The sequence below is a fragment of the Paraburkholderia agricolaris genome (genome assembly GCF_009455635.1).
GTDB lineage: Bacteria > Pseudomonadota > Gammaproteobacteria > Burkholderiales > Burkholderiaceae > Paraburkholderia > Paraburkholderia agricolaris.
The window spans coordinates 3,400,598-3,423,002 of record NZ_QPER01000002.1; the positions used below are offsets into that span (position 1 = coordinate 3,400,598).

19 protein-coding genes and 6 pseudogenes are annotated in these 22,405 nt (G+C 60.4%); 7 read left to right on the plus strand and 18 right to left on the minus strand.

Going from position 1 to position 22,405, the window contains the following annotated elements:
* Positions 1–68 precede the first annotated feature (68 nt).
* Positions 69–772 (plus strand): annotated as a pseudogene (locus GH665_RS36460) (IS6 family transposase).
* A 54-nt stretch (positions 773–826) separates the two neighbouring features.
* Positions 827–1,291, plus strand: a pseudogene (locus tag GH665_RS36465) (DDE-type integrase/transposase/recombinase); the annotation flags it as partial.
* 118 nt (positions 1,292–1,409) lie between these two features.
* Here the strand turns inward: GH665_RS36465 and GH665_RS36470 are convergent.
* On the minus strand, positions 1,410–2,036 hold the full coding sequence (locus tag GH665_RS36470; RefSeq protein WP_153141878.1) for a TetR/AcrR family transcriptional regulator: 627 nt from the start codon (positions 2,034–2,036) through the stop codon (positions 1,410–1,412).
* 111 nt (positions 2,037–2,147) lie between these two features.
* On the opposite strand from GH665_RS36470, the gene GH665_RS36475 reads away from it, so the two are divergent.
* Entirely contained in the window at positions 2,148–3,617 is a 1,470-nt protein-coding gene (locus GH665_RS36475) for an amidase (protein ID WP_153141879.1), read from the plus strand.
* Between the two features lie 150 nt (positions 3,618–3,767).
* Here GH665_RS36475 and GH665_RS36480 read toward each other — a convergent pair.
* Positions 3,768–3,992 (minus strand): annotated as a pseudogene (locus GH665_RS36480) (DDE-type integrase/transposase/recombinase); the annotation flags it as partial.
* Positions 3,993–4,008: 16 nt separating this feature from the next.
* Between GH665_RS36480 and GH665_RS36485 the strand changes: the two are divergent.
* Positions 4,009–4,170, plus strand: a pseudogene (locus GH665_RS36485) (DDE-type integrase/transposase/recombinase); the annotation flags it as partial.
* Positions 4,171–4,231: 61 nt separating this feature from the next.
* Positions 4,232–4,468: pseudogene (locus GH665_RS36490) on the plus strand (IS6 family transposase); the annotation flags it as partial.
* Between the two features lie 53 nt (positions 4,469–4,521).
* Here the strand turns inward: GH665_RS36490 and GH665_RS36495 are convergent.
* From GH665_RS36495 to GH665_RS36520, 6 genes and pseudogenes are all read right to left on the minus strand, one after another.
* Positions 4,522–5,010 (minus strand): annotated as a pseudogene (locus tag GH665_RS36495) (DDE-type integrase/transposase/recombinase); the annotation flags it as partial.
* Positions 5,011–5,087: 77 nt separating this feature from the next.
* Complete coding sequence (locus tag GH665_RS39595; protein WP_217361937.1) at positions 5,088–5,387, minus strand: group II intron maturase-specific domain-containing protein; 300 nt, start codon at positions 5,385–5,387, stop codon at positions 5,088–5,090.
* A gap of 151 nt (positions 5,388–5,538) precedes the next feature.
* Positions 5,539–6,051: a TniQ family protein gene (locus GH665_RS36505; RefSeq protein ID WP_153141880.1), complete on the minus strand. Its 513-nt coding sequence runs from the start codon at positions 6,049–6,051 to the stop codon at positions 5,539–5,541.
* A gap of 44 nt (positions 6,052–6,095) precedes the next feature.
* On the minus strand, positions 6,096–6,914 hold the full coding sequence (locus GH665_RS36510; protein ID WP_246216493.1) for a TniB family NTP-binding protein: 819 nt from the start codon (positions 6,912–6,914) through the stop codon (positions 6,096–6,098).
* 9 nt (positions 6,915–6,923) lie between these two features.
* Entirely contained in the window at positions 6,924–8,471 is a 1,548-nt protein-coding gene (locus GH665_RS36515) for a Mu transposase C-terminal domain-containing protein (protein ID WP_246216494.1), read from the minus strand.
* Between the two features lie 1,035 nt (positions 8,472–9,506).
* Complete coding sequence (locus GH665_RS36520; protein ID WP_153141882.1) at positions 9,507–9,854, minus strand: helix-turn-helix domain-containing protein; 348 nt, start codon at positions 9,852–9,854, stop codon at positions 9,507–9,509.
* A 219-nt stretch (positions 9,855–10,073) separates the two neighbouring features.
* Here GH665_RS36520 and GH665_RS36525 point away from each other — a divergent pair, with 219 nt between their 5' ends.
* Entirely contained in the window at positions 10,074–10,559 is a 486-nt protein-coding gene (locus tag GH665_RS36525; RefSeq protein ID WP_153141883.1) for a hypothetical protein, read from the plus strand.
* Between the two features lie 201 nt (positions 10,560–10,760).
* Positions 10,761–11,189, plus strand: coding sequence for a hypothetical protein (locus GH665_RS36530; RefSeq protein ID WP_153141884.1), 429 nt, complete (start codon positions 10,761–10,763; stop codon positions 11,187–11,189).
* A gap of 107 nt (positions 11,190–11,296) precedes the next feature.
* Here GH665_RS36530 and GH665_RS36535 read toward each other — a convergent pair whose 3' ends face one another.
* From GH665_RS36535 to GH665_RS36580, 10 genes are all read right to left on the minus strand, one after another.
* Positions 11,297–12,313 carry a relaxase/mobilization nuclease domain-containing protein gene (locus GH665_RS36535; protein ID WP_153141885.1) on the minus strand — a complete coding sequence of 339 codons (1,017 nt, stop codon included), beginning with the start codon at positions 12,311–12,313 and terminating at the stop codon, positions 11,297–11,299.
* Position 12,314: 1 nt separating this feature from the next.
* On the minus strand, positions 12,315–12,818 hold the full coding sequence (locus tag GH665_RS36540; RefSeq protein WP_153141886.1) for a plasmid stabilization protein: 504 nt from the start codon (positions 12,816–12,818) through the stop codon (positions 12,315–12,317).
* Positions 12,819–12,877: 59 nt separating this feature from the next.
* Positions 12,878–14,392 carry an LPD7 domain-containing protein gene (locus GH665_RS36545; protein ID WP_153141887.1) on the minus strand — a complete coding sequence of 505 codons (1,515 nt, stop codon included), beginning with the start codon at positions 14,390–14,392 and terminating at the stop codon, positions 12,878–12,880.
* A gap of 58 nt (positions 14,393–14,450) precedes the next feature.
* Positions 14,451–16,328, minus strand: a complete 1,878-nt coding sequence (locus GH665_RS36550; RefSeq protein WP_153141888.1) for a PriCT-2 domain-containing protein — start codon at positions 16,326–16,328, stop codon at positions 14,451–14,453.
* A complete protein-coding gene (locus GH665_RS36555; protein ID WP_153141889.1) occupies positions 16,325–18,061 on the minus strand; it encodes a type IV secretory system conjugative DNA transfer family protein in 1,737 nt (578 codons plus the stop codon). Before GH665_RS36555 ends, GH665_RS36550 begins: the two co-directional genes overlap by 4 nt.
* Entirely contained in the window at positions 18,058–18,399 is a 342-nt protein-coding gene (locus GH665_RS36560; RefSeq protein ID WP_246216495.1) for a hypothetical protein, read from the minus strand. The genes GH665_RS36555 and GH665_RS36560 overlap by 4 nt, the downstream gene beginning before the upstream one ends.
* A gap of 67 nt (positions 18,400–18,466) precedes the next feature.
* Positions 18,467–19,585, minus strand: a complete 1,119-nt coding sequence (gene virB11, locus GH665_RS36565) for a P-type DNA transfer ATPase VirB11 (protein WP_153141891.1) — start codon at positions 19,583–19,585, stop codon at positions 18,467–18,469.
* Positions 19,582–20,841, minus strand: a complete 1,260-nt coding sequence (gene virB10, locus GH665_RS36570) for a type IV secretion system protein VirB10 (RefSeq protein WP_153141892.1) — start codon at positions 20,839–20,841, stop codon at positions 19,582–19,584. The genes virB11 and virB10 overlap by 4 nt, the downstream gene beginning before the upstream one ends.
* Positions 20,834–21,664 carry a TrbG/VirB9 family P-type conjugative transfer protein gene (locus GH665_RS36575; RefSeq protein ID WP_153141893.1) on the minus strand — a complete coding sequence of 277 codons (831 nt, stop codon included), beginning with the start codon at positions 21,662–21,664 and terminating at the stop codon, positions 20,834–20,836. Before GH665_RS36575 ends, virB10 begins: the two co-directional genes overlap by 8 nt.
* Entirely contained in the window at positions 21,661–22,365 is a 705-nt protein-coding gene (locus GH665_RS36580) for a VirB8 family type IV secretion system protein (RefSeq protein WP_153141894.1), read from the minus strand. The genes GH665_RS36575 and GH665_RS36580 overlap by 4 nt, the downstream gene beginning before the upstream one ends.
* Positions 22,366–22,405: the final 40 nt, after the last annotated feature.

A 22,405-nucleotide genomic window follows, 5' to 3' on the forward strand; every position in this document is an offset into this window, starting at 1 on the left:
TCGAAGGGTTCTGTTGCAATAGCGGAGGCGGGTATGCTGCGGGACCTTACAGAATGATGTGAACGACAATGAAAGCGCTGAGTCCGGCGGTAGCCAAAGTGCTGAAACGGTTGCACTATCCGTTCGAGACAATGTTGGTGTGCGTGCGTTGGTACGTGGCCTACCCGCTGAGCTTGCGCAATCTCGAGGGAGATGATGTCCGAACGCTGGATCGCGGTCGATCATTCGGCCGTGCACCGGTGGGCCATCAAGCTTCTGCCGGTGCTTGAAAAAGCGTTCCGCCGCTGCAAACGCCCGGTCGGCGAGAGCTGGCGGATGGACGAAACCTATGTGAAGGTCCGGGGTTACATGGAAGTATATCTACCTCGCCGTCGACAAGGGCGGCAACACGGTTGACTTCCTGCTGCGCGCCAAGCGGGACAAGGAGGCGGCCCGACGGTACTTCGAGAAGGCCATCGACCAGAATGGCGTGCCCGAAACGGTAACCATCGTCAAGAGTGGTGCCAATCTGTCCGGGCTGCGCGCCGTGAACGCCGAGCGTGAGACGCCCATCAAGATCCGCCAGGCCAAGTATCTCAACAATATCGTGGAACAAAACCATCGGGCGATCAAGCGCCGTACCCGACCCATCTTGGGATTCAAGGAATTTCATTGTGCTCGCATCTTGTTGAGCGGCATTAAACTCATGCATATGATCGCCAAGGGGCAGATGGAAGACGCAGGCAAACTCAAGCCATCGGCCGCCCGGCAGTTCTACTCGCTGGCGATGTAAGCAATCCTCGTCATATCGCTATCGTTCGCCCAAATCGCCTTACCGCGACAGAACCTGTTCGTGACGCTACGCAGCGAGCCGTATCTGTTGTGGCGAGCCGTCGATGAGCATGCTCCCGAACTGGACGTGCTGGTGCAAAAGCGGCGCGACAAGGCAGCGGCAAAGTGCTTCTTTCTCAGGGTGCTGCGTTCAAACCTGGTGCCCCGCAAGATCGTCACCGACCGGCTGCGCAGCTATGCGGCGGCGAAGGCTGACATTCCCTAGCTCGTGCATGTGAAGCACATCTTCGTCAAAGCGGCTGCACGCATGAACAACCGTGCCGAGAACAGCCACCAGCCGACCCGCAGGCGGGAGCGCCAGATGTGCGGATTTCGCGAAGCGCGTCGCACGCAGGCGTTTCTCTCATGCTTCGGCCCGATCCGGCAGCACTTCGCGTTGCCCAGACACCACATGAACGCGGCATGTCATCGTACCGCGCTCCAGAAACGTTTCGCGACGTGGCATGGCTGGACTGTCACTGCAGCCGGCGCCAAGGATAACCACTCGTATGCCACAAAGACCGACTGCATCGGCCAACCTGACAGAGCCGTACAGTCATATGAGAGCTGTCATCTCACCGATAGGCATGCGTACTTCTTCATTGGCTTTCGATTCGCGTGCTTGATCGGGTGGACTGACGGACAACAATACCCTCAACAACACGCCGCAACCGGGAGCCGATGTGACCAATCGACATGTTCTGCGCGGCGATCTGCGCACCTTCTAAAACAAACATGATTTCGCTCGCAGTGTCCTCGGGCGCCACGAGGCCTGCGGCCTTGCTCAAGCCTACGAGGCGTTTCCACTGGCGCGCTTTGTGTTCCTCGATCAGGCGACGCGCAGGATGATCCCGATTCGGCAGCTCCGCTATTGAGTTAATGAAAGGACAGCCGCGGTGCGACCACGCGGCCACCTGCACGGCGACTAAATCCGCCCAGCCGAGAATTTGCGCACGAGGATTGTCGGTATGGGCGGACTCGATGGCGTCAAATGCCGCCCAGTATTCGCCTGTCACTTGGCGTAGCCACTCCACCACGAGAGCGTCTTTGGATTGGTAGTGTCGATACAGGGCCATCTTCGTGGTGCCCGCATGAGCAGCGATCGCTTCGACGCCGGTCGCTCGGATGCCTCCGTTGTAAAACAGATCCGCTGCTGCAGCTAACACACGCTCGCGCGGCGGGAGCGGACGCCCTGCATTCGCCTGAAGAGTCTGAAGTTTTTTCACGATGCCTTGACAGTGAGACCAAACGGTATCATTATACCGCTATCGATGATACCGTTCGGTATCATGTAAGTGGTTGTCGTCAACCCCCATCGCGAGCGGAGAACCATCAGAATGAAACTGTCCGAGTATGCAAGCTACGACGCCGTGGGCCTCGGTGAACTGGTCGCGCGCGGCGACGTCAGCGCGCGAGAACTCGCCGATACGGCTCTTCGGGCGTGTGAGCGGCTTAACCCGCGCGTCAACGCGCTGATCGAAAGCTGGCAGCCTGAACTGGAAAACGTTGCGGCTGCATTGAAGGGCAACTCTCCTCTCGCTGGCGTACCGTTCCTGATCAAGGATGTCGGAGTGACGATGGCCGGCAGGAAGCTGGAGTTCGGTAGCCGTTTGTCGCAAGGTTTTACGCCCGCAGCCGACTCGATCCTGATGCAGCGGTTTCGCTCCGCAGGACTTGTCACTCTCGGACGCACGACAACGCCAGAGTTCGCGTGGAGCGGGACGACGGAGTCGGTGCTGTGTGGTGCGACCCGCAATCCGTGGAATATTGCGCACGGAGCGGGCGGGTCAAGTGGAGGCGCAGCGGCAGCGGTTGCGGCGGGCGTTGTGCCGCTGGCTCATGCTACAGATGCAGCTGGCTCAATAAGAATCCCAGCATCCGCGTCCGGCGTCTTTGGCCTAAAGCCGACGCGCGGCCGAGTTTCGAACGGGCCCGCGCTTGATGAGGCAATCAACGGCTTAGCGGCGCAGTTAGGCGTCAGTCGCTCGGTGCGTGACAGCGCCGCGCTTCTCGACGCGGTCCACGGCGCGTCACTAGGAGAGCCTTTCTCCATTGCGCCACCGTCCGGGCGCTATCTTGATCAGGTCAATATGGCACCTGGAAAGTTGCGAATCGGTATGATGTCGCAGGCTTGGGGTGGGCAGCGCACGAGCGACGGCATACTTCAAAGCTTGACCGCAACTGCTCGACTTTGCTGCACGCTAGGCCACGAAGTTGAAGAAGCAAACATCTCCTTGGGTATGAGCTGGGAGGCCTTCGTGCATGCAAGTTCTGTACTTTGGTCTGTGAACATCGCAGCTTGGATTGAAGACATGGCTGCAGTGACGGGGCGCAATATTGACTTGACGACCCTAGAACCGCAAACGCTAGCGGTTCACAGAACTGGTCTAGGCGTAACTGGCGCCGAACTCATTCGCGCGCTTGATGTGCGTAACGCCGTAACTCGCAGCGTCGCAGAATTTTTCTCCCACTATGATCTGCTGCTGACGCCAAGCTTGCCCGATGTTGCACCAGTCATCGGGACGTATGGGCTAGCCGCTGAAGGTTTTGACGGCCATGATTGGACCAACTGCGTGTTTAATCGATCGCCGTTTACACCGGTTTTTAATGCTGCTGGGATGCCTGCCATGTCGGTCCCGCTTTACAACGAACCTAACAGTAATTTGCCGGTTGGAATGCAGTTCGTGGCGCCAGCAGGCAGGGAAGATCTGCTTTTCCGGATTGCGGGTCAGTTGGAACGAGAATTGCCGTGGGCAAAACGCACCCCGAAAGAGTGGGCGGGCTCTCTGCGAGATATAAACAATTGAAGCGCGGCGAAACTTGACGAGGCGCGCGATGCGCCTCATGCATTCGCGAGCTTATAAGCATCTGACAACCGCACATCAAAGGCCGCGCCAAACGGTTGTGGTGCAAACTCGGTAGGCGGGCGAGAAATTGCCCATGTTTCGCATACCTCATCAAGCTGAAAGAACCGCCATCCAGATCGAAGGCGAAGTGGTATCTTTGAGGTGCATGCTGGTGAGATCGAACTGGCCTTTGCGAATGCGATGGATCAGCTCGATGCCGGAGAGGATAATGGCGGCGCTGCGGAACCGCTTGAACCCGAGCATGACGTTCACCCGCGATTTGATGTGGCGGTGATCCTGCTCAATCAGATTGTTCAGGTACTTCGAGGATCGCAATTTCGTTCGTGGGGGTATGTTCGTGACGCTGCGCGGTGAGCCTTATCTGTTGTGGCGCGCGGTCGACGAGCATGGTGCTGAACTGGACGTGCTGGTGCAAAAGCGGCGCGACAAAACCGCGGCCAAGCGCTTCTTCGGGCGGGTGCTGCGATCAAACCCGGTGCCGCGCAAAATCGTTGGTTGTGTCGCAATAAGCATGCGCTATGATGTTCGGGACAACCTGAAGGCCTGAGAGTTTGATGAAATTGCTGAATCCAGCCGTCGCCCGCGTGCTCAAACGCCTGCACTATCCCCTTGATGTCATGTTGATGTGCGTGCGCTGGTACGTGGCGTACGGGCTGAGTGTGCGAAATCTGGAAGAGATGATGACCGAGCGTGGCATCCAGGTCGATCATTCGACCGTGCATCGTTGGGCCATCAAACTGCTTCCGGTGCTGGAGAAGGCGTTCCGGCATCACAAGCGCCCTGTTGGGCGTTGTCAAGTTGGCGGCTGTAGGCCAACTGCGCAGCACAATAGTAGTTATCCTTATCAGATAACTTTCTCGATTGCGGCTGAGACACTCCAACTATGCCATGTGCCGAGGCGTTCTTTTAGTATGGCGCGATGACGTGCGGCGTTCATCTGATGTCTGGGAAGCGCGAAGTGCTGACGGATCGGGCCGAAGCATGAGAGAAACGCCTGCGTGCGACGCGCGTCGCGAAAGCCGTACATCTGGCGTTCCCGCCTACGGGTTGGCTGGTGACTGTTCTCAGCGCGGTTGTTTACGCGTGCGACCGCTTTGACGAAAACGTGCTTTACCTGAGCGAGCTCAGGAATATCAGCCTTCGCCGCCGGATAACTGCGTAGTTGGTCGGTAACGATTTTGCGCGGCACCGGGTTTGAACGCAGCACCCGCCGAAAGAAGCGCTTTGCCGCGGCCTTGTCGCGACGCTTTTGCACCAGCACATCGAGTTCGGCGCCGTGCTCGTCGACCGCCCGCCACAACAGGTACGGCTCACCGCGCAGCGTCACGAACAGGTAAGTAGGCCCGGGGGATTTCACCCCCGAGCCTCTCGCAGAACCGTGCGTAAACCTCTCGATTTACACGGCTCCCGTTATCCAACCTTTACTCCCAGAAACAGCCAGTATACAAACTGTCGCGGGTACGCCTTCCTCATCTTGTGCAACCACTCGTCGCTACGCCGTTTATGCCGTCGTAGTGTCTTGTACTTGCACCTGGCCCAGCGTGCCAGCTTGCGGTCAAGATACCGACCGAGCCCCTGCATGGCCGTCCGATAGAAAGCCCCGTAATAGTTCCACCAGCCACGTATCGTGGGATTGCATTGATCGGCCAGTTCGACCAGTGACCTGAACGTCTGACGAGGTAGCCGCCACCCCCGCACTGCCTGTCTCATCCGTTTCAGGGCATCACGACTTACGCCGGGCAGAAAGCTCGTTGAGAGCTGCCCAGACCTGGTTATCACCCTTCGCGGACGAAACAGGTGTTGGCGTTCACAATTGATGCTAGCCGTGTTCACAGGAGCGCTAGCAAGTTCAGTAACGCCGCTAGCGTAGCCGTCTGCTTCGTGGAAACCGGGGGGTTCGATAGCGCGATATTGCCCGAAGCGCTGCGCCGAAGTTGGCAGCTTTTCGAAAAACCGATGCGGGGACCGTTTCCAGCAGACTATGGTGCGTTCCGCAATATTCAGCTGCCGGATCGAGCCATTCCCTCTTCCACCGCGGTGCCGAAACGTCGACTTCGTTGACCACGAGGCATCTGAAGCAATATACAAGGTTACGCTGGTCGACCATCCATTCAGGCGGCGTCTGGATTGCTGCCAATCTCCCGTCGCTCACACGGGCCAACTTCGAGAGTCGATCTAGCGGCGATGCGGCGACTGGAGGAAACAATATCCACCCCGCTTTGCCAAGGTTCGGCAGGTCCAGCCCTGTGCTTGTCTCCCAAAGCATGCCCACGCTGATCTGGTAACGCGTCGCGACTCGACCCAGCCAGCTGCCAAACGCCTCTTCGAAAAACGGCCGAGGAGCAACTGGCCATGGCGTGACAGGATCACGCATGTTCGCGAGCGACCCGTTCGAGGTGTGAGATACCGATGAACTCGTCACCGTTTTCTGATCGACAGTTCGGCTGCGTCGTTCAGGATCGTCGAAATGGCGCCCGTCAGACCACCGCTCAATTCCAGCACGTACTGGACGATCTCGCGTCGTGAGAGATCCGATGGTTTCCTGAGCGGCAGAACCTTTTCGAACGCGGCGAGAAGTCGACGGAGGTTATCGCTTTCCCTCCACCGGGGTATCTCGAACGGCCTGTAACGGCTCACCATCTGCGGATCGGTTTGAAGCGCGAGCACTGCGTCGCGGGTGCCCACAAGGACCATGCTGATCTTCAGGTCATTTGCGAGGTATTTCAGCAGATTCAGAGAAGCACGCTGCTCGCGATACGTTCCCGCGAGCAGGTGATGGACCTCGTCCACGATCAGCATCTGCGGCGACATTGTTTTCAGGATGTCCCGCGCCAGCCGTTCGAGAGAAGCCAAACCAGCGGCAGCGTTATGGGGAGCACCGAGCTCAAATAGCAACCCAGAATAAAACCTATGCTGATCCGGAGTCGGAGGCATCTGGACGGTAACAACGGGACACCGCTCTACACCTCGTCTCTCATCAAATTCGTTGGGATGGGCGCGCCTGAACTTCGCAGTAATCTTGGTTTTCCCAATGTTCGAATCGCCGTGGAGTAAAAGGCATGGCATCCGGTCGCGTGGAGGTGTTTCATAGAGCCTTTGAAGCACCTGTAATGCTTCCGTCGCTCGTGGATAATCGATCCAGCGATCACGAAGGAGACTTTTTACACGCTCTTCGTTTCCCAACTGCGCCTGCTCTCTGGCAGCTGGAAGTAAGTGCGCCAGCTCATCGTGCTTCATGTTGGCTCCCTACCACTGTTCGACATCGTACGCCGTCACAGGCGAGTCATAGTTCACCTGTTCCGCGTCCCGTTGTTCGAGTTGCTGCTGGGTGCCTTGACGGTCGAGCATCCCTACAGAAGGAATGCTTTGTAGTCTCGAACGCCGACGCCTCCGTGTGGCACGCGTCGCATTCACGATCACGCTTCGCTGCTGCATGACCGTCTCAAAAATTTCCCTTTCCGAGATCGTTCGCTGTCCTCTCGCCCTGATCGCTTTCAAGGCTGCCCGCTGTTCGAAGAGCGAGATGGGAGGCCGTCGCAAGTCCGCGTAGCGCACCTCTATGTAGCTCTTCTTTCCCGCACTTACGAATACCCGCGACAGGTCTTCGGGATGGTAACGAACAGTCACAGCTCGGCGTGTCTCCCGCCACGCGGCGAACAACGGATGCCAGTACCGGATCCGAAATAAGTTGAGGCCGTCCGCCTGAATTGTTCGTAGCTCGACTGGCAGAAACCTTATCAAAAATTGAAGTTCTGCATCCGGTGCATTCGGCAGATATCGGGCCTCGGCCGAACTGGAAAGCTCGCGCCACTTTTCGGCAGGAGGAAGCTCAGACAAGCCGCGATGAGGGCTTTGGTGATATCGTCTTCCGATTTCGATCGTCATCCATTGTTCGAAGTCCCTTAATGTCAGGCTGGCGGTTTTCTCCGCTTGGCGAGCCTTGTGTCCTTTTGCGGACGATCCCGTCGCCCCTGGCAACCCACGCACGCGCTCCATCAACGTCCGGTTCAACCGTTCAATATGGCCACCAAAATGAGGCTTACCGACTGGACGATACATGAGGTCAATGCCATATTCACGGCACCCGCTGCGGAGCGCCCTGCTCTTGAACTCAGCTGCGTTATCGAGATGCAGGACACGCGGAATGCCTCGCATGGGCCAGTCTGCTTCTACGCCTATCTTGGCAAGCCATGACGCTTTCGGCAACGCCACCCGCGTGAGAAGCAAGCCAACCGTGGCCGCACCGGGCCGCTCCATTCCTAAGTAGAAACCCAGCACGCACCTCGACGCAACGTCAAGTGCGAGGGACAGCCAAGGTCGGCCAATGACCTGCCCGTCCAACTCGCTCACCAGCAGTATGTCGGCTTGCGTATGATCGATCTGGACGATGTCAAGCGGATACCGGACCCCGAACGTACCGGGTGCAACCATCGATTCGGGAAGTGCAGCTCGTGCCAATGCGTCCTGCTGGCGATATGCTGTCCATCGGCGAGCCACCGTAGACCGACTGGGAGAATCCAGGCCCACAACCGCACATCGACGTTTTATTTCAAGCACCAGATCGGTTGCTGGATGGGCTAGTTGCCGTTGCGCGGGTAACCACTCATGCACGACATCGTCGATGACAGTCTCAACCGCGGCATCCAGTCGGCCGCCTGGTATGCGACCGCAAGGCGACGGCTGCAAAGTGCTCGTCACAGGATTCGCGAGAAAGCGGCGACGCAAGCGATAGACAGTCGCCCAGTGAACGTTGAGCAATTGCGCCGCTCGTTTCGCCTGCTCCCGGGAAAGCACGCCGTTTCCAAGCGGTCTAAGCACTGACGCTATCTTCGCTGCCCGAGCTTCAGTCTCTTCTGAGGAAGCCATGTCTACCCCCAATAGGTAGGAAGGACGCGCTAGCCGCATTAAAGAACATGAAATCGACGCTAGCAACGTTAGTGGACAACGTGTCACTCAGTCGTTGTATCGCTACAACAACGCAAAATCGTTGGATTTTCCACTTTTCGGTCGGTATGTATGACGTTTTTCGACAAATTCGGCGCTAGCAGTTTCGTTGACACGGCTAGCGGCAATTGTGAGCACCAACAGCCGGTGCACCGCGCAGGCACGCCAGGGGCGATCCGGCGACGTCATCCGGTTCCTGTAAGGGCCGGTGTCGGCAAATGAAGGGGGAGATAGCCCGGATTATCTACCCCTCTCAGTTCACTGCCGGCTGTGAGAACGGCTGCGCGTCATTCATTCCGGCGCTTTCCGGTCGTTTCAATGCTGATAAGTCGTAGTATCAGCATTGCGTTTAATGCTGTATCTGCGCGGCAATAACCCGCGTCGCAGTGAAGCCGCAACCTACAAACGAGATGCAGCCCCATACAACGAGCGGTGTTAGACGGCCGGACCAGACTCCCATCTAAAATGCCCTTAATGCCTTGCAATACGGCAATGCCGCGAGTCTGTATTTTGCGGCCGTGGGCCCAAGCGCGATTCAAATAGTCTCTGCGCGGATCTGCCCTCCTCACGACATCCCTGGAGCGGCCTCAGTGCGAGCGACCATGTCTGATAGACCGCGACGGTACGCCTCGACCAATCTCGGCGCCTTAGGGCGCTGTGTCGTCAGCAGCAGTGCAAGACACAAAGATGATTTGCGCGGTCATTTCGAGCAGCAGATTAATCAAAACTCGCCTTACTGCTCGATATGCGTGTCTTCCCGTGCTCCGGATTTTCGATAGGATGTTCAGTACGGATCGCCACCAGCGCCGACCACTCTACTAAGACGATCCCCATCGCCGACGGTGGTAATCGCGAAGAGGCCGCCAGCAAATGTACCGCCGTTCCTCAGCGTCGGGCAAATCTCGCAGTCAACCGCTCGACGATCTCTACGATCATCTCCCGATCCTTGCTGGAAACCCCAGTAAGTACGCGTGCAAGGTGCTTAGCCTGATCGCTCGGGCGACTACTTGCTTCGGTCAGCAGGTCAGCAATATCGCAGTCAAAGACGTCGGCCAGTTGCATCAGCCGCGCAACATTGGGCATGACGAGTCCTCGCTCGATGCGCGACACCGCCTCATTACCTATTCCCAGTTGTTCAGCAACCTGCTCCTGCGTCAGATCCGCCGCAATGCGGTTTCTCGCTATCGCCCGTCCCACCATCCCTGCCAATCGGCTCAGGTCCGCACTCGTCATACCCCCTCCCTGTCACCCCGAATGGTTGATGACCAACTCATTGACATGAAGGGCTTTTTCAGTTGATATTCACCTTATAAAGTTGATTTCATCTGAACTTTTTCACCAACTGACGAGTTTCGTTCTCTACCGAGCGGGCCAGCGAGCGATGTGATCCGAGCGGGTTCGCGAACTTACGAGTCGTCTGGACGAGACTTGGCCTGATCTAGGACAATTGCAATGACATCAGTGCACGCGTTCGCGAACCTGAGCAAGCAGGAATACGACGGCCTGGCCGCTCTCAATGAACAGATCGAACGGGCAGAACAATGGATATATCGACGTAGTCGTGACATGGTGACGGCATACAGTCTTGCTGCCGCGCAATCACGCCGTAACAACAACGGGAAACTGGATGAAGATGTGAGTCTGATCGGTACTGTGTTGTTTCTGATACGGGATGACCATCCCGCCTTTCTTCCGGAGCACGATAATATCCTCGCGCGAATTGATATCCCTATCCTGCCCGCGACCAGTGTCGAAAAAAACTCAAGCCATCCAGCCCCGCGTACTGGGTCCGACCTCGCTCAACGCCACAGCGACTGGAACGCACTCCTGCTGCACCTGTACGAACGGGTTCTGCAACGGGATACAGCCAAACTGTTGAGCATCGGAGCACTGTGCATCGACGTGGCGCTCATCGAACAACAATTACGCTCCTGGTGAACGTTATCTCTGCGTAAAAATGCGGTGAGTGATGTAGTGATGTACCGGTCCGCCAACCGACGGTGCCGTCCTTGATCGCGCTGCCAAGGACTCGTTGCATTCGCCGGATGACCGACTATATTTTTGTAAAAGAAATTAAACTGGTTTTGTCCGCTGATCCGACATCTACACCACACATCTCGCATCGAAGGAGAACGGAGCATGAGCATCCTGAACCTCGCTATCAACTTAGCGATCCTGTGCGGGGTTGCCAGGGGAATCCAGTTATTCAGTCGCCATTGTCGGCACCGGTTTGGTCGCAGCTTCTTCACGGCGCGCGGTTTCTGGCTGTCGGCAATCGCTATCAATTTCCTCTGGTGGGGATACTATTTCTGGACGACCGCTCAGTTGCGCCACGCGCCGCCATCTGGTGGACTTCTCCTCATGGCAATGGGCATTGGTGCTGCTGCCTGGCTGATATACGAGAATGTTCGGGATACCGACCTCCTGCATGGCATCGGCGGATCGTCTCTGCAGCTCGTGCTGTTTTCCCCGGTAGCCGTCTACGGTTTTCCGCTTCTCTTGATCGCGATGCTCTTCCTGCTCTTTGCGTCATACAAGGGCGCGCCCGCATGGTTTGTCGATCCATAACGACATCGACATGAAGACATCGGGCGTCACGCCATACGCCCGATCAACGCCCCAGGATTCTGATCTCCCGGTCTCCGGTTGCTACCGACACGGCCCGATCCCCCGTGTCAGCGATCGATATACAGACCTGGATCGTTCGGCCGATTGTCCCGCTTTGGTGGCGTGCGTTCCAGTTGCGGCGGGCCTTTCTGCTGAAGACTATTAGCGGCCGTTGGCACGTCCCGTAGCACTGGCATCGTCCGCACGAAGTCCGCAATACCGACCGCCATCGCACGATCCTGCCTCGCAGGCGACGCTGCGATTACCCGTGCCAACTCCCACCACGCGGAGAGCACGCCGTCATAAGACTGCGATCCAGCCCGGCGCTGCTCCGCGTTTGCTACGGCCTGCCAGTACATCGGCACCTCGCCCCGAGCCAGCATATGCGCGACGCCCTGTTTCGGATAACGTCGTGTGACACCCCGCGCCCTCCGGGGTGTTGCATTGGCCTCGACGCCATGCACGCGTAGCTGCTCGGCGAATCGCTCGCGCCACTGCCGAAGATCCTGCCTGCGCGGATTGAGACGTCGACCATCGGGTCCCCGTACCTGTACGCTCAGGTGGACGTGTGGGTGAGCTTCGTCGTCATGTGCTGCAAAAACATATGCGCGCCCATCACCAAACTCGATCGCCGCAAAGTCTCGTGCGGCATCGCGCACTGCCTGCCGGTTCGTACCCGGTGGCATGGAAAGCAGCACATTGAATACCTCTCGACGATGACTCGCCTCCGGTATTCCCCAGCCTCCGAGCTGCCAGGTTCTTGCAAGGTCACGCACGGCTTCAGGTCCCGAAATCCTGTCGCCGTTCTGGTCTTCCAGTTCGACCTGCCCGTTACGCGAGATATAACGGAGATGTCGGCGTACTGCACCCATACCCTGGGCACTCGATGCCTTGTTGGTGATCTTGACCATCACCTCCGGCGTACGTCTGAGCGTCCGGACCAACTGGTCCCGCATACGAGTGGCTGCATCTCGCATGGTCGCACGCGAAAGCCGCGGTGCGCCGACATGCCTGAACGGCTCCTGAAACAGGCGGTCACCCCAGTTCAGGAGCATCGCGTCGATGTATGCCTTCGGGTAAGCCATGTCACCGGCTCCATCGATCAAGGTTCGCTCGAACGAGCGCAGTCACTGCACGCAGATGCACGTCGATCTGGTTCCGAATGACTCCAACCTGGTTGTTCCCGTTGGGTTCCGTATCGAACGCAGGGCCTTCCCGCGCAAGCTGCCCCAACCATCGGCTAATCGCGGCAAGCTGCTGGTTCGAATCTGACAATAGTCGCATTTCCTGCGCTCCGAACTGTGGTTCCCGTTTCAGTTGCGCGCGAATCAGCGCCACAATCCAGCGGTTGCTGGTCATACCGAACGCTGCGGCCCGCTGTTCCACCGATTCCAGTTCTGTGTGCGTCAGCCTGATCTCGATCCGTGTCCGAGGCTCGTCGATACTGATCCATTGCACTCCCGCTTCGACCCCAGTCTCGTCGGCGTCCGGGTTGGCATCTGCTCCCAACGCCACCGCAATGACTTGCCGGGCGCCCTCAGCAGATGTCAGGCCGCGGCGCGTACACCAGCGATCCCAGTCCGGTCGCATCCCCCTGAGCTCGACGCACAGGCGCTCTCGCAAACGTGTAGCCACGCGCATGTTTCCGCCTAGCGTGCTGGCGAAGGGTCGACTGGCGTGCGCACAAACTCGCGCTCGATTTCCCGTGCAGGTATACACCCGGCCGCGGGCCGTGCCCATCGATCCCGTTCCGACTGGGCTTTCGGATCGAAGACTCTCGGTCGCGGCACCGGAATCCCCTCCCGGCCAAACGCATCCAGCATCTCCTCCGCGCGTTGCCGCACGCGTGCGATCGAACGCGCGCTGAATCCCTGTTCCCGCATGGCTCCGGCCAGTACCGCCAGGTTCAGAACCTTGTCCTCATCAGTTACCGTGAATGGTCGATGCGCCTGCCGGCCCTCGCGCGCTGACGCGTCCACAGAGGCCGTCGACACACCGGATGCGCCTTCGGATCGATCTACGAACCCGGCAATCGATCTTTCACGGCGCGTCACATCGACCTGCCAGGAATTCCGGTGAACGTCCCTCTCTTTCTCGCCGACCACCGCGCCGTTGTCATCAAGAATCGGCATCTTGACGGGGACGATGCGTCGACCCAGGTTTTCCAGTGTGATGTGGTCCCCTAGTTCAGCGCGTGATGCGAGCATGGCGCGTTCCAGATCTATTCCCCAGACAACGCGCCCGGTACCCCTCGCGTCGCGGAATGCCACGTAGTAGGAGTCGCTTCGTGCCGGGTTATGCAGGTACGGCGCACGGCCGTGCTCGAGCAGTTCGCCGGCATACTGCCGTGGGGTCTCGGGTTCGTCACTAACCACCTGTGGTTCCGCCCGGTTGAGTCGGTGCTGATCTTCGGAGCGTGCAGGCACCGGCCGAGCCATGCCGCCTGCGGGGTTGGGTGTTTCCGTCGCGGATGTGGACGCCTTCGCCAGTGCACTGTTGTCGTCCGGCGGCGATTGCGTTCCGGCAGGAGGCATCGATGCGTCAGCCTCCATCCGGTTCTGCGGACGTGCCTGCCGGGCATCCGCCAGACGCGCGAGATCAGCGGCCTTCGGCTCATACCCACTCACCTCGATGCCAAGCAGTGTCCCTTGCAGCCACACTTCGCTGCGGAATGCCTCATGCCCAGATACGCGAATCCGCGTCCACGATTTGGCCGAGGCAATTTCAACCATCGACTCGACCACGTCCGGCCGGTTATGCTCGGTGACGAGGTACGGCCCCAGATCCTCAAACGCGAGCTGATACGGTGCATCCTTGAGGAAGTACTGATTGCCCGCACGCAGGTAACGCTTGCGCACACGCTCGGGTGGCTGATCGAGCGGTGCACGCGCAGAAGCATTGCCCCGCGACGGCGCACTGATACCAGGACTCGCATCTGACTGCCGGATCACTTCGGCATTGTCGCGGGCCACCTGATCGCGCAGGCGCGAGCGGGCCGCATCGAACTCACGTCGGCGCCGGGCTGACACAGCATCCATAGCCGCCGCGTCCAGCTGTTGGGTACGACCTGCGCTGCCGGATTGTTCTACGGCGCCAGGTAAGCCATGAATATCCTGCTCGATCACGTTGATGACCGGCTCGGCAGGCAATGATGTTTCAGTCATGGAGGAACCTCTTACAGATCGGGTATGACTCGTCGCAGCCGGCGACGCATGAGATGGTTCACCGGTCAGGTCCTGAAGGGTCCTGCGATGCCGCCCGCTCCTTCGACTGCTCCAGCGCCGCCGCGCGAGCCTCACGCACGCGCGCCCACGACCGAGCCTGCAACTGGTCCAGCATCCCTTCCAGATTCGGACTGAAGTTCAGTTCGCGTGCCGACTTCTTCAGCGAGCCGACCGTGCGCTCGAGCAGATCCCGCGCGCGATCCCACGGATAGACTTTCGGCCTCTCCCCGTCGTATCCGATCTGAAGCTCCGACCCGTTCAGGCGGGCGTTCTCATCCATCCACCGGAGCCGATCCGACGCAAACTCCATCTGACCTTTCGGATGGAACACGACGCTGCGCGTTGCGACCTCCTGAATCAGGTATTGCTCAGTGTTGAACACCTCTCCTCGGTAGGGACCTCCGTTCTCGCGCGGTGTGCCCATGCGGAGCGGTGTGCCGAAGCGGTGCTCGGCAAGCGCCCGGACCTCGTTGGGCACGTCCCCCACACCGAACAGCGGTTCACCAACAGGCGGGCGGGCCGGCACAAAACGCGTCGTCCCGGCTGCCTGAGAATCAGCCGCCAGCGGCAATGCGGGCTGCTCGACCGCCGTCCCCTTCCCAGCCCCATTCACCTCGGCCGCTGCGCTCGCCTGAACGTGAGCCTCCGGCGCATCGGACTTTCTCTGGGCACCGCGTTTAGACGGCCAGCGACGCGAACTTCCCTCTGCGTCGTTCACCAGGGTTGCTTTCACACGGCTCATCACTTCCTCCTTTGGTTCGTCCGTCTTTGCGTCGGCCGCGTCGGTTACGCTAGCCACATCCGGTTCCATGCCATCGACTGCCAGTCCAACGCTTCTGAATGCGATTTCGCGCAAACGGTCCCCGACGCGCGCCTCCCCAAACAGCACTGCCATGTCATTGAAATCAGTCGGGGGTTTGCCATCCAGCTGTGCGTCGTCAGCGAATGCAGGCAGTGCCAGACGTGCCCGCGACTCCCCGGCTGCCTGCCGGGCCTTGGTTTCTCCGGGCCCGATCTCTCCGAGTACAACCAGATCAGCATCGGGATATCGTTCGCGCAACGCGCCGGCGACCTCAGGTAGCGTGCCGCTCGACAAGGTCGCAAGTGCCACCCAGCCCGTCGCCCTGTGCGCGGATAGCACCGTTGCCATGCCTTCGCCAATCAGGATCGGTGTGGTGAGTTCACGCTCTGCCGGTGCGGGTCCGGCGATCCAGTACCCACCTCGCTTGACGCCTCCGGCCAGCGATGACTTGCGGCCCTGTTCATCAATCAGCTCAAGTGTCGAGATCGCCTTTCCGATCCAGAACGGCACCACCAGCACACGTCCCTTGAGCAGTTGCTCGTCGCTCGCCGCGACGTACCCCAGCAATGCATGCAGTTCGGGCGCCTCCAGTTCGCGCAGTGAGCGCGTCGGTTCGAGTTGTTTGCGAACGAGATAGGGGTGTTGCGGGCCCACGGGTCGCGCCCATTGCCAGATTTCCTGTGCCTCGCGAGCCACCGCCGCGTGCCGGGCCTGCTGCCGGGCCTCATCGCGAGCCCTGCGCTCAAGCACATCCGGTTGTGGCGCGAGCGCTGTTGCCATCCGGTCGGGATAGTGAGTTCGCTTCAGATCGAAGCCGTGCTGCCGCGCGAGCCAGAAAAGGGATGCGAGCGTCTTGCCACCGGACTCCCTTGCCGAACGCCACGTGGTGCGTGCCGAACGCTCGTTGTAATTGGTGGCCGTACGGCTCCATTCGTCCCAGATGTCGAAGCCGGCATCGCCGAAGCCGTGCTTGAGCGCAAATGCCATGTCGACCCATGTGCCGTAGTCATCCGCAGGAATGACGGCCAGTGCGGCCCGCACACGCGTGGTCTCATCCACCCAGGCCGTGCTCATTGCCGTGCTCCCTGGCTCGCCGGGACATTCGATCTGTCGGCGGGTACGCCTCCACGCCTCGCGCGCACAGGTTTTGCCGGCGCGAGGTCGGCCACATCAAGATCCGCCACGGTCAGCCGACGTGTCGCACACGCGACGCGCGCGGCGGGGACACCCAGCAACATGAAATGCCGCTCGACATACGCCACAGCCTCGTCCTCGCTCAGGTCAGAAAGCCGTTGCGGGAGATCGCGTGGATCCCAGGCCTGCAAGACTTCCAGATAATCAGCCGGTACCTGGATGGGGCCCTCGCCTTCAGGGTCAATCTCCTCTGGCTGTACCTCCCGCAATCGTCGTTCGGCCTGGGCACGGAAGCGTGCGAGATTCATCGCCGGTACTGGAGGTGCCGCCGATACACGCGAAGCAAACACGGGATCGCGCCAGTAGCAGATCCGGTCAGCCAGAATGGGCTTTGTGTTCTCCAGCAGGATGATTTCCTTGTCGCGACCGAGCTCCTTCAGCTCCTGCGGCAACAGCAAAGCCCGGCGTTGCTCCGACGTGCTTTCGCTCGATCCACCCCGGCCGCCGAAGATTGCGCTCGACCGGCTTACGCTACGCGAATGATCGGTGAAGGTACCAAGCATCTCGGAATACTCGTTCGCGTCTTTCTGCTCGCGTGGCGCATAGAGAATCTGCATCGCGTGGTTCGTGAGGAACGTTCGGGCGTCCGCCCGGCCGTACACGGATTCGAGCTGCGCCACCGACTGGACAACCGACAGTAGCCGCAGGTTGTAGCCCGCCATGTACGCGACTGCGCGAGCGATGATGTGGATCTTGCCGATCGCTGTCATTTCATCGAGCAGTAGCAGGCACTGGAAGCGGAGCGTGGGATCCGCCTCGGGCAACTGCTTTGTGTTGAGATTGACGAGTTGTGAGAACACCAGATTCACGAGCAGCGCTGCCTCGGACAGATGATCCGGTGTGATCCCGATATAGACCGACATGCGGCGCCGACGCACATCGCGCAGATCGAAGTCGTTGCCACTCGTTGCTGCATCGACAATTGGGTTGGCCCAGATCGTCAGCGGCGCATGGAATGTCGCAAGGATGCTCGCGAGCACCTTGTCATCGTTCGACAGGAAACGGTTCAGGGCGTCGATACACGGCCCGGTCAATAGATCGCGATGCTGGACGAGCGCACGCTGCAGGTACGCCTTGACCGGCATGCCGTTGCCGGACGACTGCCGCAGTACCTCGCCCATCGTAACCGGATAGTCAGGAATGGATGCGCTACTGCCTGCCCGCTTTGCATCACGCCACTCACAGAGCAACAGTACGATGCCGAGAAACAGGTTGCGCGCCTGGTCCTTCCAGAAGTCATCGTGGCCGCCCAGCGGATACAGGGCATAACCAATCGCGAGAATATCCCCCACACGGAACAGTCCATCCGAGATTGCCGACAACGGGTTGTAACGATGCGTGCGACCGTCCTCCGCAAACGGATCGAACAGATACACGTCCTGCCCGTGTGTGCGCCGGAATCCTGCGGTGAGCGCATAGTTTTCGCGCTTGATGTCGAGCACCACAACGGAGTCGGGATAGCTCAACAGGTTCGGTATCACGATGCCAACGCCCTTGCCGGATCGCGCGGGTGCCGCGAGCAGCACGAACTGCTGTCCGGCGAAACGTAGATAACGACCTCGCCAGACACCCACGACAATGGATGGGGCGTCCATGTTCAGTCGCGCGTTCATAGCAACCCCGCTGCGCGGATTTCCGCTTCGCTGGCAAACCGGGCACTACCGTAGAGGCGGCGCCGCCCGGTGCGCTCCCATACCGCGTACAGCCCCATTACGGGGCCGCCGGCGGCGAAGAGGACACCAAGTAGTGCCGCAGCCGCCAGACGTCGGCCACCGTTCGGCATCCGGCCATCGTGCCAGGCGAGCAACGCATCTGGCCAGCCCCACAGTCCGGCATGCAAGGGATTGACCCGCAGGCTGGCATACAGGAAGAAGGACGCAAGCCACAGCGACGCTAGCAGGGCGCCGGTGAGAAGCACCAGCGCAGCAACCGTAATGGCGGTCGGCCGCACGTGACGCGCCAAGACGTTAGCGGCGGCGGGATCAATCCGGGATCGACGGTTTTTGTCCACACCGGCCTCACGCGAGTGTGGTGCGCGCCTTGCGCACCGGATTGAACCAGACTTCCGTCATGCTCCAGCGCCTGGCCGTCTGTTCACCCGCTTCGTTGTAGAGGGCATGCGCTTCCATGTGCGCCACCACGTCGATGGTCAGGAACAGCAGACGCTTTAACGCCGCATCGTCGTAGGCCGCGGCTTCGGGGTGTTCTTTCGCCATCAGTGCAAAGCGTTCGATCGCGACCGCGGCACTCGACGCGTGATAGCTCGTGATCGAACCCGAGTGTCCCGTTGTCAGGAGTTTCAGGAAGTCGTAGGCTTCAGCGCCACGCAGTTCGGCAAGCAGTACCCGGTCAGGCCGCATACGCATCGTGCTCGCGATGAGGTCGGCCGGCGTCACACGTGCCTGGCCGTGACCACCCTTGCTGTACAGCAGATGAACACAGTTCTCGATGTGGCGGATAAACAGTTCACGCACATCCTCGATCGTCACGATCCGCTCGGTCGATGGGATCGAGCGGCACAGGGTCTTCATGAAACTGGTCTTGCCTGAACCCGTATTGCCGACGATCACGATGTTCAGGCACCCGGTGACAGCCAGTTCGAAGAACGCGCCCCAATCCCGCACCTCCAGGCACTGGACAAGCCTCCGTTCAGCGGGCCGAAGCATGGGCAATGCCGTGTCGAGGCCGTCCGGACGGTGCCAGACCGTATCGTCGAAGAGTCCTTCCTCCCGGTATGCGTCGAGCGATTTCTCGCGCGCGGACGGTCGGCGGATCGTGACCGAAACGGTGCGCGGCGGCACGGCCGGTGGTACCACGATCTGGATGCGGGCATCGCCCGGCAGCAATGCGGACAGGACCGGATGCTGTGCCGAGACCTCCTGGTTCGTGAGCGTGGCGACCGCCACCGCGAAGGACATCAGGCGCTCGTAATCGAGATCGGCATAGTCGTAACCGTGCCACCCACGATGCGATTCCGTCAGCACGCGCTGTGGCCGGTTGATGACCAGTTCCGTAACGCTGACGTCATCCAGCAACCGCGCGAACGGCCGCATCAGTTCCCGCACGGATGCATCGTCGGGAAGCCGCGCCATCACTGTGTCCGCGGAATGATCCTGCATGTCAGTACGGGCGATCATCGTGTGCCCTCCGGCTGCAGCGCATAGACCGATCCGAAATCCAGATCCCGGGCAACCACGATCGTGAACTCCGCGCCCTGGTTCTGCGTCAGCGTCGGTGGGATGTTGATCGTACTGTCGAGTACCCGTGTGGCCATATCGTTGCCCTGCTGCTGGGTGTTCTCGTAGACGACGGAGCCGTTGCCGCCACGTGTGGCCAGATACCCGATGGCGTCCTGCGTCAGACCGAGCAGCATCGCCGCACCGATACGCTCGCCCCAGTGATTGTTGACATAGCCTTCGATTCCCATGCGGCCGAGCGCGTCGGCCGCCGGTGAATCGATCTCGACGGTCACGCCGTGCGGCGTTTCGATACGGGCCGCAAGAATGAAGGCCCGCTTCTGCCCCGGTGACAGGTTCGACCGGTACTGGCTGTTGATCTGCGAGCCCCGTTCGATCAGCACCACCCGGCCGTCGTCGGAATAGACATTCTTCGTCACGGTGCAGGTAGACAGTCCCGCCTCGGTCGAATCGAAAGCGGTGTCTCCCGCGCAGTCAATCTTGGCGCCCTGCGCCAGGACCAGACTGCGATTACCAAGCGTGTTCGCCAGAACGCGCGGCGTGGCAGTCGGCGTCAGCGCCTGGGCGAGTGCTCCCGTCCCACCTTGCCTGGGTGCGCTGACGGTCCGGCCGGGTGCGACTTCCGCCACGGACGAGGCTGCTCCGGCGACACCATCCAGAGCCCCTTCCGCTGCCAGTGCGCCGGGCCCGATTGGAACGCCTCCCGTCTGGCCAACCGCTCCGGACGTGTTAGCCGTCACAAGCAGCGGCGCGTCATAATAGCTGCGCGCAGACACTGGATGGGCAGCCGCTGCAGGTGGTCGGGCCGCGACGTGCATCTGCCCTGGCTCCAACGGCGGGACGGGTACGCTCGCGGCAACCGGTGCGGATGCGGCACTCGCAGCGACCGGGCCGTCCCTGAACACCCGGCCCTGTGCCGATGTCTCCGCTATCGCATCGCGACGCGCTTTGGCTTGCGCATCGTGACGGGCGAGGAACGCATGAATCGTCCAGACCGCACCGCCGCCCGCTACCAGGACAACGATCAGAGGCGTCAGCCACCAGGCCCGCGGGCGTGCCCTCCGGTACTGTCCAAGTGCCGGCATGCCACGATCGGTGGACACTTCAGAGGTACCAGCGGAATCCCGGTCGTGGCCTGCCTGACTACGACCGTCGGATTCATCGGGCTCGATAGAGTTTCGCGTTTCGTCATTCATCGCCGCGACTCCGCAGGGCACGCTTCACGCCCGGAACCGTCGTACCGTCATGGGGCGGCATGCCGTCCATGTCATACGCGTCGTTCCAGATACCGACCACCTCGTCACCCAGACGCAGCACGAAGCGCTTCGCCACCTCGTGGACCACGATCGTGTCATTCTCCATGTGCCGGTCAACCACGCTTTCGGTGCCGTCATCCGCCACCCTGAAGATCGCGGGAATGCGCCGGTTGTTAGGGATGCGGATATAGGTAAATCGCCCGTCGTCCCACGCCGCCGTCGGCGCGATGTCGTCGGAATGCGGCATCACCTGCATCGAATATCGGGTGTTGCGCACCACGGGTCGCTGGCCCAGGCGCTGCGCGACGAGCTCCGCGTCCGTTTCGGTGTGCGCTTGCGCTTTCGCCTCCTCCGGGTAGACGAAGGTGACTCGATACATCTCGTCATCGTTGCCAAACTTCGCCTTGAGGGGCAGCACCAGGAGATCAAAGCTGTAGCTGCGTTTGTCGGTCCGTATTTCGAGATTCGAATCGTGGGCGGCCAGTTGTGGCTTCAGGTAAACGTCGTGGTCGCCCCGGTTCGCGACGACCTGCCAGCCGTCGCGGTCTCCTGGCGCCACGACCTGGATCTGCTCGTGCGGATCGAGCGCAATATGGGTAGCAAAGCCACGCTGCGCCTGGATACGCACCACCGCATCGGGCGCATACACGATCTGGCGAACCCGCGAATCGTCGGACCAGCCTGGCAGGTCATAGGCCCGGGCGACCTGGCTCAGAACCATCAGCCCGACGAGCCAGGGCACCATGAGAGCAATCGGCTTCATGGCGTGCCTCCCGCAGCCGCGGACGAAGCGGGCGGCGTATATTCGGAATCGCGACTATAGGCCGTGACCTTGAAGCCGAACGGGTTTGCAACGGCAATGCTTTCGCGGGTAAAGACCGGTGGGCGATAGGTATAGGCGAGCGTGATCACGAAGCGCTGCGGGGGCTCCGAATTCGCGAGGCCGTTTTTGAATGTCGTACGCTCGATATGGACCACAGCATGGCCCGGCTCGTCGGGCGGCAACGTCGTCGAGAGAATCCGCACGCGCCGCTCGGTGTTCGGGCCGAGCTGCCGGTCCAGCGCGTCCGGACCGCTGTAGACGCCGCGAAAATCCCGGGCCACGACGTCATCGCTCATGGTCAGCACACTGTCGTAGTCCATCTGCAGAAGGCCCCAGTCGTACCGTTCACGGGCACGCACATACGCCTCGACCCAGTGCTTGTCCTGGATCTCCTTCGTATCGACGTGACGTGCGTCGAGCACATCGATCACCTGGGATTCGCCCGTCAGCCGGTCAACCTCGATCGGAAGCGGCACGACCCGGTAGAACGGGACCATCACCGCTAGCGCCACCACGCTGAGCACCGCCACGGCGAGCGCGCCATAGGCAACGATCCAGGCACGCTGTTCGGAGCGTTCCTGAAGGAGCGTAAGCGACGCTTCAATATCGAGCACGCGCCCGTAATCCTCGGGGCCGGTCATCGCCCACCTCCTTCGACCGAGGATGCAGGCGGTACTGACG

Coding starts and splice junctions, on each gene's coding strand:
- GH665_RS36475 (WP_153141879.1), top strand. CDS start 2,148: ATGAAACTGTCCGAGTATGCAAGCTACGACGCCGTGGGCCTCGGTGAA.
- GH665_RS39595 (WP_217361937.1), bottom strand. CDS start 5,387: ATGAGACAGGCAGTGCGGGGGTGGCGGCTACCTCGTCAGACGTTCAGG.
- GH665_RS36505 (WP_153141880.1), bottom strand. CDS start 6,051: ATGCGTGATCCTGTCACGCCATGGCCAGTTGCTCCTCGGCCGTTTTTC.
- GH665_RS36510 (WP_246216493.1), bottom strand. CDS start 6,914: ATGAAGCACGATGAGCTGGCGCACTTACTTCCAGCTGCCAGAGAGCAG.
- GH665_RS36520 (WP_153141882.1), bottom strand. CDS start 9,854: ATGACGAGTGCGGACCTGAGCCGATTGGCAGGGATGGTGGGACGGGCG.
- GH665_RS36525 (WP_153141883.1), top strand. CDS start 10,074: ATGACATCAGTGCACGCGTTCGCGAACCTGAGCAAGCAGGAATACGAC.
- GH665_RS36530 (WP_153141884.1), top strand. CDS start 10,761: ATGAGCATCCTGAACCTCGCTATCAACTTAGCGATCCTGTGCGGGGTT.
- GH665_RS36535 (WP_153141885.1), bottom strand. CDS start 12,313: ATGGCTTACCCGAAGGCATACATCGACGCGATGCTCCTGAACTGGGGT.
- GH665_RS36540 (WP_153141886.1), bottom strand. CDS start 12,818: ATGCGACCGGACTGGGATCGCTGGTGTACGCGCCGCGGCCTGACATCT.
- GH665_RS36545 (WP_153141887.1), bottom strand. CDS start 14,392: ATGACTGAAACATCATTGCCTGCCGAGCCGGTCATCAACGTGATCGAG.
- GH665_RS36550 (WP_153141888.1), bottom strand. CDS start 16,328: ATGAGCACGGCCTGGGTGGATGAGACCACGCGTGTGCGGGCCGCACTG.
- GH665_RS36555 (WP_153141889.1), bottom strand. CDS start 18,061: ATGAACGCGCGACTGAACATGGACGCCCCATCCATTGTCGTGGGTGTC.
- virB11 (WP_153141891.1), bottom strand. CDS start 19,585: ATGATCGCCCGTACTGACATGCAGGATCATTCCGCGGACACAGTGATG.
- virB10 (WP_153141892.1), bottom strand. CDS start 20,841: ATGAATGACGAAACGCGAAACTCTATCGAGCCCGATGAATCCGACGGT.
- GH665_RS36575 (WP_153141893.1), bottom strand. CDS start 21,664: ATGAAGCCGATTGCTCTCATGGTGCCCTGGCTCGTCGGGCTGATGGTT.
- GH665_RS36580 (WP_153141894.1), bottom strand. CDS start 22,365: ATGACCGGCCCCGAGGATTACGGGCGCGTGCTCGATATTGAAGCGTCG.